Below are 13,641 nucleotides of genomic sequence, written 5' to 3' on the forward strand. Positions count from 1 at the left end.
TGATAGGCTATAGGTGTAAAGGCAGTAATGTCATAGCCGAGTAGTACTAATTACCCGTAGGCTTATGTACTGGCTCTTGTTATTTTAAATTTAACTCTTTTTTTTATCTCAATATGTTAACTTATTAATTGTTAGTTGTAGTGTTGTTAGCTTTTAATAGCTTACTTGATTACAAATTGCAACAGATTCCCAATCAAGTTGGGAACTAAAGATTTAAGGTGGTTATAGCAATGGGGCTCACCTCTTACCATTCCGAACAGAGAAGTTAAGCCCATTAGCGCAGATGGTACTGCAGAAATGTGGGAGAGTATGTCGCCGCCTTTTTTTAAAACCCTTACCCCAATAGGTAAGGGTTTTTTTGTGCCTAAAATCTAAGCAAAAGAATGACTAATTGAAGTTAAGTATAACTTTTAGAATAATATAAGATGTTTTGTATTTACTATATTGTTTTTTTAGTATATTGAACACAAAGTTTGATTATGAATACCATGGTGATAGATTCGCTTCTGAATACTTTATACAAGTCCAAAAACCTTTTAACTGAATTAAACGATATTTCTTACTGCTGTAAAGAGATCGGGCCTTATTATTCTAGTGTAGGTTCGCATATACGGCATATTTTAGATTTTTATAATTGTATTTTTAAAGGATTAGAAAGTAAACACATTGATCTGACTTTGCGAGAACGAAGTCAAATGATAGAACGTGATTGTAATTGCGCAATTTCTGAGATTGATACTGTAGCTAGTAAGCTAAAAGACTTGTATAGTGCAGATTTAACTTTATTATTAGATGTAGAAGATGATTTAGGTGATGGAAATGTTACATTGCAGTATACATTAGGCGCAATTTTGGCGCAAGCAAATGGACATACTGTACACCATTATGCAATTATTGGATATATTATGGATCGTTTGGATGTGGTTATTGAAGACGAAAATTTTGGATATAATCCTACGACACCAAAGGCAGTTTTGAAAAATACAAAGGTTGGCTAAAATATAGCATCCGTTATTTTTCGCATTCCTTTGAAAGCTAGTATGATTGCGCCAGCGGCAATAGCGAGTCCAATTATTAGTATTGGTATGTATAATGGATGTTCTTGATTTTTGAATGCCGAATGTAATACCACAGGACCTGCAAACATACAAACGAGCGATCCCGCCATTAGTTTTAATCCTTTTCCGAGTAGTTCTTTATTTGTTCTTTTTGTCATAGTTAGAGATTGCTAATCGTACGTTTTTATATTGTTCTAATAGTTTTTTTGCTTCTTCTGATGGAATTTGCAATTCTGACATGATCATTTTTACACCTCTTTCAACCAATTTATGATTGCTGAGTTGCATATCGACCATTTTGTTTCCTTTTATTTTTCCTAATTGAATCATCGCAGCAGTTGAAATCATATTGAGAACTAGTTTTTGAGCCGTTCCTGCTTTCATTCTAGAACTTCCTGTAACAAATTCAGAACCTACAATGACTTCTATTGGATGTTTTGATACGTTTGATAACGGACTGTTTTGATTGCAAGTGATGCAACCTGTTAGAATGTTGTGTTTGTTACATTCTTTTAGCGCTCCAATTACATACGGAGTTGTTCCGGAAGCAGCAATACCAATTACAGTATCTTTTGGAGTGATTTTATGTTGTTGTAGATCTTTCCAACCTTGTTCGGTATCGTCTTCGGCGAATTCTACCGCTTTTCTAATAGCGATATCGCCACCAGCAATTAATCCGACAACTAATTCGTGCGAAACGCCAAATGTCGGTGGACATTCCGAAGCATCTACAATTCCAAGCCTTCCGCTTGTTCCTGCGCCAATGTAGAACAATCGTCCACCATTTTTCATTCTGGCTACAATATCAGAAACCAAGTTTTCTATTTTAGGAATTACTTTTTCAACCGCAAGCGGAACATTTTTGTCTTCGTTATTGATGTTGGTCAGTAGTTCTGATACGCTCATTTTTTCAAGATGATTGTATTTTGAATCTTGCTCCGTTGTTTTGATGAATTCCATAGTTCAAAAATACAGTTTTTTGTGTAGATTTCTACTGGTTTTTTTGCGTTAGTGATAGAAGCGGCATCCTCCCGATTTTCTCGGGAGATATAGCGGATAGCACGACCCTTGTGGGAACGCCCTAATTATAAATTATAAATGCTAAATGTTGAATTTTAAATGCGATAATTTAGTCTTTAGTGAACTAATATGGCTAAATAAAAAAAGCTCCTTATAAATAAGAAGCTTTTTAGTGATTTTATATTATTTATATTTTGATTACGAAATTGTGCTCAATATGTTATTGAATGTTTCACTTGGACGCATTGCCTTAGAAACCAAATCTTCATTTGGCATGTAGTATCCGCCAATATCCATCGGCGAACCTTGTGCATTGTTTAGTTCCGTTACGATTTTTGTTTCGTTTTCTGCTAATTCCTTCGCAATAGGAGTGAAGCGTGCTTTAAGTTCAGCATCTGTATCTTGTGCAGCCAATCCTTGTGCCCAATATAGTGCTAGATAGAAATGACTTCCTCTATTGTCAAGTTCATTTACTTTACGAGAAGGTGATTTTTTGTTGTCTAAGAATTTATCCGTCGCATCATCCAAAGTTTCTGAGAGTACAATTGCTTTGTTGTTGTTGTATGTTGAGCCTAAATGTTCTAATGAGACAGCTAATGCTAAAAACTCACCTAATGAATCCCAGCGTAAGTGTCCTTCTTTTGTAAATTGTTGTACGTGTTTTGGTGCAGATCCACCAGCGCCAGTTTCAAATAATCCGCCACCATTCATTAATGGCACGATTGATAACATTTTTGCGCTTGTTCCTAATTCTAAGATTGGGAATAAGTCTGTTAGATAATCACGCAATACATTTCCAGTTACTGAAATTGTATCTTTTCCATCTTTTGTGCGCTCAAGCGTGAATTGTGTAGCTTCTGCTAATGCAAGAATATGAATTTCTAATCCTTCTGTATTGTGATCTTTTAAGTAAAGATTTACTTTTTTGATGATTTCTGCATCATGCGCTCTTTCTTGATCTAACCAAAAAACTGTTGGCGAACCTGTTGCACGTGCTCTGTTTACGGCTAGTTTTACCCAGTCGCGAATAGGTGCATCTTTTACTTGGCACATTCTCCAAATATCTCCAGCTTCTACGGTATGTTCTGTTAGCGTATTTCCTTCTGCATCTACTACACGAACAGTTCCATCAGTAGGAATTTCAAACGTTTTGTCATGCGAACCATACTCTTCTGCTTTTTGCGCCATGAGTCCAACATTTGGGACAGTCCCCATCGTTGTAGGATCAAAAGCACCGTGTTTTTTACAGAAGTCAATTGTAACTTCGTATAAAGCTGCATAGCTACTATCAGGAATTACTGCTTTTGTATCTTGTCTTTTTCCGTCTGCATTCCACATTTTTCCAGAGTCACGAATCATTGCGGGCATCGAAGCATCAATAATTACGTCACTTGGCACGTGTAAGTTGGTAATTCCTTTATCAGAATCTACCATTGCGATATCGGGACCATTTTCCATAGCTACTGCGATATCTCCAATTATTTCTTCTTTCTTTTCTGGCGATAATTCTGCGAGATTGTTTAGAAGATTTCCAAAACCATTATTTACATCTACACCGATTTCATCAAATATAGCTTGATATTTGTCAAATAAGTCTGCGAAATATATACGAACAGCATGTCCAAAAATAATAGGGTCACTTACTTTCATCATCGTAGCTTTCATGTGAAGCGAGAAGAGTAAACCTTTTTCTTTTGTATCTGCAATTTCTTTTGCCAAAAAGTCTAATAATGCTTTTTTACTTAATACAGTTGCATCGATAATTTCTCCAGCAAGTAAATCAATTCCAGCTTTTAATGTTGTTGTGTTTCCACTTCCGTCAGTATGCTGAATAGCTACACTTGTTGCCGTTGAAACAGTAACCGATTTTTCATTCGAGCGAAAATCGCCAGCATTCATCGTCGCAACATGTGTTTTTGAGTCAGAAGACCAAGCGCCCATACTGTGCGGATTTTTCTTTGCGTAGTTTTTAACTGCTTTTGGCGCTCTACGATCGGAGTTTCCTTCACGTAATACTGGATTTACTGCCGAACCTTTTACTTTGTTATATTGAGAAAGTATTTTTTTATCTTCTTCCGTTTCTGCTTCTTCTGGATAATCAGGAATTGCATATCCTTTTGCTTGTAGTTCTGTAATGGTTGCTTTCAACTGCGGTACTGAAGCACTAATGTTTGGTAATTTTATAATGTTGGCTTCAGGTGTTTTTGCTAAATCTCCTAATTCTGCTAATGCATCACTTACTTTTTGTGCTGCTGTTAAGTATTCTGGGAAATTTGCTAAAATTCTTCCTGCTAAAGAAATATCTTTGGTTTCAATGTCAATACCAGATGGAGCTGTAAATGCTTTTACGATTGGTAAAAAGGAATGTGTAGCTAAAGCTGGTGCTTCATCAGTTTTTGTATAGATAATCTTAGTTGATTTTGTCATATTTCGTTACAAATAAAAGATTGGAATAATTGAATGTATTTTTCGAAATGCGAATATACGAAAATGATAGTGGATTTAAGAAAATATTGCGAAGCAGTCCGTTCAGATTGTGTGATATTTTAACAAAATAAAAGCCATATCATTGTAATTGCTTACCTTGATATGGCTTTCTGAAGAATATTGTGTTTAATTTTTTAATAATTGCTTATCAAAAACTTGTATTGCTACGCTAAACACAGCTAGACTTCGGGTTTGAAATAGGTTCTGTCGTTATTGGCATTTTACCTTTACTGAAATCCTATTTCAGCTGTTTTTTTAATATACCTACTTGTACAGATTAGCTTTCGCAATTTGTCCATTTATACAAACCCCTTTTCCTTTCGGAATTTAGGTCGGCATAACACTTCGTTAGCATCTTAGCAATACTAACAAGTTTCAGCGTTTCTCCTTGAGTCTACTATAGTGTCCTATCTTAGAAATAGAGATACATTTTTCTTTGTAATTTTTGTGTCCAAAAATCAGTTCCAAAAAACCTACTAAAATAACAACCTTTGTTAGAACGTTCTTGTTAGATCTACAAAGATCAATTTGCATTGCCTCTTTGTATTTCGTTTTATAAATGTAGTATAAGTTTTTGAAAAAGCAAGAAATATAATAAATTAGAAATCAACAAGATATGAACCTAGTTTATCAACAATTGTTCATAATACCATTTACCAATTGAATTTACCGCAATAAAACGCCCTTTTTCTCTTTCTATTTCAGCATAAAAATAAACCGTAATTATGGCTATGCTTGATTTTTATGTTTTATATAAAGAAAAGAATCATCATTTTCTCTTACGATACATTCAATCAATACCTGGTATAACGAAAAAAGTCCTGCAATTTGCAGGACTTTTTTATTGTATGTGTTTGGAAGATTTTATTTGAATCTTCTCTCTTTGATTCTTGCTTTCTTACCAGTAAGACCTCTAAAGTAAAAGATACGAGCTCTACGAACTTTACCTCTTTTGTTTACTTCAACACGTTGAAGTGCTGGTAAATTAACTGGGAAAATACGCTCAACACCTACTGTACCAGACATTTTTCTGATTGTAAATGTTTCAGTAGATCCTGAACCTCTACGTTGGATTACAACTCCTCTAAAGAACTGTGTACGTGTTTTTTCACCTTCACGGATTTCGTAATAAACTGTAATAGTATCTCCTGCTGCAAATTCAGGAAAGTCTTTTGTTGGTACAAATTCGTCTTGTACAAATTTAATTAAAGCTTCCATTTTAAACTTTTTATAAATATTAATTCAAACCAACATATTCACGTCTATCGCCAGAGGTTGATCCAAAATTGAGTGCAAAAATAACTATTTATTATGAATGTGCAATGTTTCTCGATACAATTTTCTATCGAAAATCACTCGAAATGACGCTTTTGTTACTGTTTTTAATGTTTAAAAGAGATCATAATGTAACAGCGAAGCGATACCAAAATACTAAGAGATTCCTGCCTACACGGGACGAGTCCAAAAGCGAAGCGATTCTAATCATCTAATAAGTCAGGTCGTAATGCTTTCGTACGTTCGTAGGCTTGTTCTTCACGCCAAGCTTCTATTTTAGGAAAGTTTCCAGATAATAATACTTCCGGAACGTCCCAATCTTTGTAACTCGCAGGCCTTGTGTATACCGGCGGCGCTAGTAAATTGTCTTGAAACGAATCAGTTAGGGCAGAAGTTTCATTCCCTAATACACCAGGAATTAATCTAATGATGGAATCGCACAGTACAGCTGCGCCCAATTCGCCACCAGAAAGGACATAATCACCAATAGAAATTTCTCGGGTAATAAAATGATCGCGTACACGCTGATCGACACCTTTATAATGTCCGCAAAGAATCATAATGTTTTCTTTCAAGGAAAGCTCGTTGGAAGTTCCTTGATTTAAGGTCTTTCCATCAGGCGTCATATAAATGATTTCATCATAGTCGCGTTCAGCTTTTAAATCAGAAATGCATTTATCAATCGGAGCAATCATCATTACCATGCCTGCACCACCACCAAATTGGTAATCGTCAATGGATTTGTAGTTATCCGTTGCATATTCACGTAAGTTGTGAATGTGTATTTCCACAATGCCTTTGTCAATAGCTCTTTTTAAGATAGAAGCACTAAAAGGACTTGTTAATAAATCGGGAACTACGGAAATGATATCGATGCGCATTGCAGGTGGAAATTAGCGTTTATTTATTCTTGTTGATTTCATCTTGAAGCTTTCTGCGAACTTGTTGTTCACGTTCTAAAGCGCGTTTGCGATGTTCTTCAAATTCTTGTTCTGTTTCCGCTAGTTTTGCGTTCGCTTCTTTTGTAATGGTGTTACTCGCTTTGAATCGGTATGCAAAAAACAACCATAAAGCAGCCAAAACTCCAATAATTCCCCACATTAATGATTGGTATGAACCTTTGCTCAGTTGCAATCCGAGTAGGGAAATACTATCTTTTTCAGTATTTAAGTCAGCTATTTTTTGATTTACAGCAGCTAAATCCGTTTTTAATTTTTCAATTTCTGTTTGTTGGGTCGCCACTTTCGCCATTTCTTCGATAAAATCTTTGCGTACAGCATTGATAGAATCCGCAACGTTTTTTTGTAATTTTTCAATCCAAACACGTTTTACAACCTTATAATTTTTGTATTTGTTGGAATTCTTAAGAATGAACTCAAATTGCTCATTAATTGGTCCTTCTTTTAATTTTAAGTTTGCGTTTTTTGCTACATTTTGCGCGCTAACTAGGACAGAAAAGCTTAGCGTTATTGCTAGGAATAGGTATTTCACTTTCATGGTCTTTCAGGTTTAAAATAACTGTTGTCAAATAAACGAAGATATTTTTATTTATTGTATGAAATCTTAAGAGATTTATTAACTAAAAAAAGAGCCTCTAACTAGAGACTCTTTTCCTTTCGTATAATTGTCTACGATTAATAGTATGTATAACGTCTTACTTTCGAAATATATTTAGCCAATCGCATTACTTGATGCGAATAGCCGTATTCGTTATCATACCAAACATATAAGATGATATTTTTTCCGTCTTCACGAACGATAGTTGCTTTGCTATCAAAAATTGATGGCGCCGAAGAACCTACAATATCAGAAGAAACCAATTCATCGTTTAATTCGTATTTGATTTGCTCAACCAAATCACCTTCTAACGCATATTTCTTTAAAATTGTATTGACACCTTCGAGTGAAGTTGTATTTTCAATTTCAAGATTTAAAATCGCTAATGAACCGTTTGGAACAGGAACTCTAATAGCATTTGAAGTTAATTTTCCTTCTAAAGATGGCAATGCTTTTGAAACCGCTTTTCCAGCGCCCGTTTCCGTAATTACCATATTTAGTGCTGCAGCTCTACCACGACGGTATTTGTTGTGCATATTATCTACCAAATTCTGGTCATTTGTATATGCGTGAATCGTTTCTAAATGTCCGTGTTTTAATCCGAAAGAATCTTCAACTGCTTTTAAAACAGGTGTAATGGCATTCGTTGTACAAGAAGCAGCAGAGAAAATATCTACTTCATCCGGATTGTGTTCTTGGTGATTTACACCATATACTATATTGGGAATTCCTTTTCCTGGTGCTGTTAGTAATACTTTGTTAGCTCCGTTTGGCACTAAGTGTCTTTCTAGCGCTTCTTTATCTCTAAATGCACCTGTATTGTCAATAATTAATGCATCGTTAATCCCGTAGCTTGTATAATCAATTTCTTCTGGTCCGTTAGCCGAAATGATATGTACTGTAGTTCCATTAATGATTAATGCTGAATTTTCAACATCGATACCAACAGTTCCAGGGAAATCTCCGTGAACAGAATCGTTGCGTAATAGGGATGCTCTTTTTTCTAAAACCGTTGCATCAACTTTTCCACGAGTTACAATCGCGCGTAAGCGTAATTGGTTTCCACGACCTGTACGTGTCATTAACTCTCTGGCTAATAAACGTCCAATACGACCAAAGCCATATAAAACGACATCTTTTGGTTTGATACTCGAAGATTTTTTAGCGTCTTTCAATTTGTCAACTACAAATGAAGTTGCGTTTGCATGCTGATTGTCTTCTAAGTGATACTCGTACGTTAATTTCCCGATATCAATTTTAGATGGCGGAAGATCCATTTTTGAAATAGCTTGTGCAATTTCAACAGTATCAAAAATAGAGATTGGTTTTTGTACAAATTGACCTGCATATTCGTGTAGATTTAAAATCTCACTCACATTTCTGTCAATTAGTTGATTTCTAAAAATGACAAGCTCAATAGATTTATCATACCATAAATCGCTTACATTCTTAATAAATTCAACAGTAGCACGTCTTCTATCTGCTTGAAAAGTGAGTTCCTTTTCGTAAATATCATTAAAACTCATAGACTTAAATTTGTGTAGTTGTGTTTACAATTTTGCGCAAAAGTATACAATTTCAAACGTTTTCGTAAACAAATGAAAAAGTTTTTTTAGGACGCTTCTGAAGGAACAATTTTAAGATCAAGAAATTATTGATAAATCACAAAAAAAGCGAGGCACTTTAAGGTGTCTCGCTTTTCCAACATATATAGATGGCAATTTATCGAAAGATAAAACGCTCGTATTGTCCTTTTGGACTGATAAAGGCTAAGATTTTAACTTGATCTTCACCATAACTATTAATAAAACCTTTTAATGCTTCCGCAGATTTTACTTTTTTACCATTGACTTCTACCAACACATATCCTGGTGTAATGCCAAGTTCTTTATATAATTGTGGGTTATTATTGTCGGTAACTTTTAATCCGTAATTAATTTCGAGTTTTTCAGCATCTTCTTTGCTTAAGTTCTCTAATGTCATATTCATTAAGTTGACACTGTTTGCAATTTCTTCTTTTACTAAGGTTACGGCGAATGTTTCAAAATCATCATCACGTAGAACCATCACATTTACAACATCGCCTGGGCGTTTTGCACTTAAATATCCTGATAAGTCAGAGAATTTAGAAATTTTTACATCATCTAGTTTTTTAATAATATCACCTTTAACAATTCCAGCTTTGTCAGCTCCCGAATCTTCAAATACTTTATCCACATAAAAACCTTCCGTTTCATCGATACTTAATCTTTCAGCAACGACTGAATTTAAAGAACCTCCAGAAACTCCCAACAAACCTTTTTGCACATCGCCAAACTCTAATAAATCATTGACAATTTTTTGCGCAATATTACTTGGAACCGCAAATGAATACCCAATATAAGAACCAGTTTGTGAGGAAATGGCAGTATTAATTCCGATCAATTCACCATTGGTGTTTACCAATGCACCACCAGAATTCCCTGGATTTACCGCGGCATCTGTCTGAATGAAAGATTGACTTAACTTATCGCCTTCGTTCAAATCTCTTCCTTTAGCACTAATAATTCCCGCAGTTACGGTTGATGTTAAATTAAACGGATTTCCAACCGCCAACACCCATTCGCCAATTTTTGCATTGTCCGAATCGCCAAAAGAAATATATGGAAGTTCTTCGTCTGCTTCAATCTTCAACAAAGCAATATCCATATTTGAGTCTGTTCCCACTAAAGTGGCAATATAATTTTTATTATTATTTAAGGTAACTTGAATCTCGTTAGATTCTTTAATCACATGATTGTTGGTTACAATATATCCATCAGGCGTAATAATAACTCCGGAACCTGAACCAATCTGTGTTTGCGGTCGTCCTGTACCATTATATAAATCCCAGATACTTCGCGGTGCAACCTTCGTCATTTTATTTTTTACGTGTACTACAGCGTGAATTGTCTTCTCAGCCGCTACGGTAAAATCAATACCGTTTGTAGCTGCATTTGTTGTTGGTGTATTAACAAAGTTTGTTGGAACATACGTTTGTTGTTCAAAAACAGAAGCTTGTTCAACTTTTTCAGGTGTTTCTGAAAAGAATTTATAAGCTCCAATGCTGATGACGCCTCCAAGAATAGAAACGAATAGTAAACTTGCAAATTTTTTCATGTTTTTCAATTGATTATAATTAGTAATTTGTATTGATGATTTTAATAGTAACTAACTCTTTGTCTTAGTTTAACACTTAAAATTACAGATTTATTGTAGTCGTATTTTAACTTTAACGACACTTTAACGGAATTTTAATAAGTCTGTTAAAATGAACTTAAAACAATTATTAAAGGTACTTTATCTAATAATACAGATTCATACATTATTGTGACTTCTTAGGCAGATTCCTTTGAGATTTAATACCTTTTATTTTGTACTTTTGTCGGCATCAAACCTCAAAAATGATACAATCGTTTTATAAATATCAAGGCACAGGGAATGATTTTGTATTGATTGACAATCGACAATTACAATTTTCCAAAAATGATACCAAACTTGTCAACCATTTGTGCGACCGAAAATTTGGCATAGGCGCTGATGGATTGATTCTGTTGGAACACGATGCTGAATACGATTTTAAAATGGTCTATTACAATGCGGATGGAAACGAAAGTACCATGTGTGGTAATGGTGGACGTTGTATTGTTGCTTTCGCGAATTTTCTCGGAGTTATTAAAAATGAGACCACTTTTAGAGCAATTGATGGAAAACATTACGCAACGATTGACGGTGATGTGGTCAATTTGCAAATGCAAGATGTTTCAAGCATTGAACAACACGATGGTTATGTGTTTTTAGATACAGGTTCACCACATCATGTAGTATTCAAAGAAGAAATCAATCAATTTAACATACAAAAAGAAGGAGCTGCAATTCGGTATGGCGCGCCGTATTTTGAAGAAGGTACCAATGTGAATTTTGTAAAAAAGCTTTCAGATACCGAATTTAGAGTACGAACCTATGAAAGAGGCGTAGAAGATGAAACGCTTTCGTGTGGAACTGGCGTAACGGCAGTTGCACTGGCAATGCATCATTTACACGAAACAACAGCAAATAAAGTTACATTACAAGTAGAAGGAGGAGCATTGCAGGTGTCTTTTGAACGCGATGCAACTTCATACAAAAATATTTTCCTCAAAGGAAAAGCAACCCAAGTATTTAAAGGAGAAATTTCATGCTAACACTTACAGGCGAAAAATTATACTTACGTGCGTTAGAACCCGAAGATTTAGAATTTATCTATGAAATAGAAAATAACGAATCTATCTGGGAAATTAGCGCAACACAAACACCATATTCTAGATTTCTAATCAAACAGTATTTAGAAAATGCGCATCAAGATATTTACGAAGCAAAACAATTGCGTTTGGTGATGGTAAATATGAAAAAAGAAAGCATTGGCTTGATCGATCTTTTCGAATTTGACCCAAAAAATAAGCGTGTTGGTGTTGGTTTATTAATCGCGAAAAGCGAACACAAGCATAAAGGATACGGAAAAGAAGCGTTACAATTGGTTTGTAACTATGCTTTTAAGCACTTACACGTACATCAAGTATATGCTAATATTGGGGAAGACAATTTGGCAAGCATCAATCTATTTGAAAGTTTAGATTTCAAGCAAATTGGCGTCAAGCGCGATTGGACTTTTATCAATGGTGAATTTAAAAACGAAGTATTCTATCAAAAAATAGCGGAATGAGTTACATGAAAAAAATATTGATTGCCATCCTAATTATAGGAGTTGTCATTGGTTTTTACATCATGTACAGCATTACGCAAACTATCTTCAAGCCAATTACTGCGTTTAACAATGAAGAAGCATACATTTATATTCCATCGGATGCAGACTTTTTATTCGTTCTAAAAGAAATTGATCCTTTAGTAACAGATACAGAAGCTTTTAAAACTTTGGCAGCGAAAACTGGATATACAGTAAAAGGAGGAAAGTACACCATTCGAAATGGAATGAATAGTAATGATATTATAAAAGTATTGCAAGGTAAAGGCGAAATGGTTACTGTGAAGCTACCAACATTCATGGAGCATAAAAAATTTAAAGACATAGTTAAGTTAGTTTCAGATCAAATTGAAGCTTCTGAAAGTGATTTACGTGAAAAATTGTCGGACACTTTATACATGAAAAAGCAAGGATACAATCCAATGCTTGTGCCTTCAATTTATTTGGGTCATACGTATACAATTCCTTGGAATACATCCGCAGAAGAATTCAGAACTATTGTATTTAAAACCTACGAAAAAAGAAAGAAGCAATAATTGATGAAACTATTCTTAAAACTTTTTTTTATACTGTGTTTTGTGAATGTGGCAAGCGCACAGTTGACGCCGCCAAGCTTTTGGACAGTTTCTGACACCTTACACAAACCACGACGAAATTTTGTAGCGATTACAGAAACATCTTTGGCTGCGGTAACTTTAGTTGGTTTGGACAGAATTTGGTACGCAGATTTCCCACGATCTTCTTTTCATTTTATAAATGATAACAACGAATGGTTGCAAATGGACAAAGCTGGTCACGTGTTCACTTCATATTATGTGGGTGATATTGGCGCTAAAGTGTTGAAATGGAGCGGTGTATCTAAAAAAGATCAGCTCATTTATGGCGCAACGGTCGGATTTGGCTTTTTAACCGCCGTAGAAGTCATGGATGGTTTTTCTGCTGAATGGGGCGCTTCTTTTGGAGATATCCTCGCAAACGGCTTAGGAACTGGCTTATATGTCGGGCAAGAATTATTATGGGAAGAACAACGCATCAAATTAAAGTATTCTTTTCATCAAACACGCTTTGCAGAAATTCGTCCAAATAAATTGGGAGACGGTTTTCTGGAAGAAGTTTTAAAAGACTATAACGGGCAAACCTATTGGCTTAGCGCAAACGTGCATTCGTTCTTTAAACAAAGCAAAATTCCGAAATGGTTCAATGTTGCTTTTGGCTATGGAGCGGAAGGTTTAATTGCTGGAACTGAGCAAACCCAACGCGAAATTTTACCAAATCAGCAACGATATCGACAATTCTACCTCAGTATTGATATTGATTTAACAAAAATAGAGACAAATTCTAAGTTTCTAAATAGCGTGTTTAGCGTTATTAACTTCATTAAAATTCCTGCTCCAACTTTGGAAATCAATAGTTTAGGGAAAATGAAGTTCCATGCAATCTACTTTTAAGAATACTTTAACATAATAATCCTTGTATTAAAAAATA

At 34.9% G+C, this 13,641-nt stretch carries 13 protein-coding genes and 1 rRNA gene; 6 read left to right on the forward strand and 8 right to left on the reverse strand.

Annotation, left to right across the window (positions count from 1 at the left end):
• Positions 1-214: 214 nt before the first annotated feature.
• Positions 215-324, forward strand: a 5S ribosomal RNA gene (rrf, locus tag H2O64_RS15610).
• A 371-nt stretch (positions 325-695) separates the two neighbouring features.
• Positions 696-998 carry a hypothetical protein gene (locus H2O64_RS24065; protein WP_235982896.1) on the forward strand — a complete coding sequence of 101 codons (303 nt, stop codon included), beginning with the start codon at positions 696-698 and terminating at the stop codon, positions 996-998.
• Here the strand turns inward: H2O64_RS24065 and H2O64_RS15620 are convergent.
• From H2O64_RS15620 to H2O64_RS15655, 8 genes are all read right to left on the reverse strand, one after another.
• Positions 995-1,216: a DUF6095 family protein gene (locus H2O64_RS15620; protein WP_187563146.1), complete on the reverse strand. Its 222-nt coding sequence runs from the start codon at positions 1,214-1,216 to the stop codon at positions 995-997. The two genes, H2O64_RS24065 and H2O64_RS15620, sit on opposite strands and share 4 nt — an antisense overlap.
• Positions 1,197-2,018, reverse strand: coding sequence for an N-acetylmuramic acid 6-phosphate etherase (gene murQ / locus H2O64_RS15625; protein WP_187563147.1), 822 nt, complete (start codon positions 2,016-2,018; stop codon positions 1,197-1,199). The genes H2O64_RS15620 and murQ overlap by 20 nt, the downstream gene beginning before the upstream one ends.
• Positions 2,019-2,276: 258 nt before the next feature.
• The gene (locus H2O64_RS15630) at positions 2,277-4,505 is read right to left on the reverse strand and encodes an NADP-dependent isocitrate dehydrogenase (RefSeq protein WP_187563148.1); all 2,229 of its coding nucleotides are present in this window, start codon (positions 4,503-4,505) and stop codon (positions 2,277-2,279) included.
• A 924-nt stretch (positions 4,506-5,429) separates the two neighbouring features.
• Positions 5,430-5,783, reverse strand: a complete 354-nt coding sequence (rplS, locus tag H2O64_RS15635; RefSeq protein WP_187563149.1) for a 50S ribosomal protein L19 — start codon at positions 5,781-5,783, stop codon at positions 5,430-5,432.
• Between the two features lie 260 nt (positions 5,784-6,043).
• Positions 6,044-6,721: a tRNA (guanosine(37)-N1)-methyltransferase TrmD gene (gene trmD / locus H2O64_RS15640; protein ID WP_187563150.1), complete on the reverse strand. Its 678-nt coding sequence runs from the start codon at positions 6,719-6,721 to the stop codon at positions 6,044-6,046.
• A 19-nt stretch (positions 6,722-6,740) separates the two neighbouring features.
• The gene (locus tag H2O64_RS15645) at positions 6,741-7,337 is read right to left on the reverse strand and encodes a tRNA (guanine-N1)-methyltransferase (RefSeq protein ID WP_187563151.1); all 597 of its coding nucleotides are present in this window, start codon (positions 7,335-7,337) and stop codon (positions 6,741-6,743) included.
• 137 nt (positions 7,338-7,474) lie between these two features.
• Positions 7,475-8,923 carry a glyceraldehyde-3-phosphate dehydrogenase gene (locus H2O64_RS15650; RefSeq protein WP_187563152.1) on the reverse strand — a complete coding sequence of 483 codons (1,449 nt, stop codon included), beginning with the start codon at positions 8,921-8,923 and terminating at the stop codon, positions 7,475-7,477.
• 196 nt (positions 8,924-9,119) lie between these two features.
• On the reverse strand, positions 9,120-10,535 hold the full coding sequence (locus H2O64_RS15655; RefSeq protein WP_187563153.1) for a S1C family serine protease: 1,416 nt from the start codon (positions 10,533-10,535) through the stop codon (positions 9,120-9,122).
• A gap of 284 nt (positions 10,536-10,819) precedes the next feature.
• On the opposite strand from H2O64_RS15655, the gene dapF reads away from it, so the two are divergent.
• Genes dapF through H2O64_RS15675 form a run of 4 tightly spaced genes read left to right on the forward strand, consistent with a single transcriptional unit; the run spans position 10,820 to position 13,604 of the window.
• Entirely contained in the window at positions 10,820-11,599 is a 780-nt protein-coding gene (gene dapF, locus H2O64_RS15660; RefSeq protein ID WP_187563154.1) for a diaminopimelate epimerase, read from the forward strand.
• On the forward strand, positions 11,593-12,117 hold the full coding sequence (locus tag H2O64_RS15665; RefSeq protein ID WP_187563155.1) for a GNAT family N-acetyltransferase: 525 nt from the start codon (positions 11,593-11,595) through the stop codon (positions 12,115-12,117). Before dapF ends, H2O64_RS15665 begins: the two co-directional genes overlap by 7 nt.
• Before the next feature lie 5 nt (positions 12,118-12,122).
• The gene (locus H2O64_RS15670) at positions 12,123-12,692 is read left to right on the forward strand and encodes an endolytic transglycosylase MltG (protein WP_187563156.1); all 570 of its coding nucleotides are present in this window, start codon (positions 12,123-12,125) and stop codon (positions 12,690-12,692) included.
• A gap of 3 nt (positions 12,693-12,695) precedes the next feature.
• On the forward strand, positions 12,696-13,604 hold the full coding sequence (locus H2O64_RS15675; RefSeq protein ID WP_187563157.1) for a DUF2279 domain-containing protein: 909 nt from the start codon (positions 12,696-12,698) through the stop codon (positions 13,602-13,604).
• Positions 13,605-13,641: the final 37 nt, after the last annotated feature.

The organism is Kordia aestuariivivens, assembly GCF_014397005.1.
Lineage (GTDB): Bacteria > Bacteroidota > Bacteroidia > Flavobacteriales > Flavobacteriaceae > Kordia > Kordia aestuariivivens.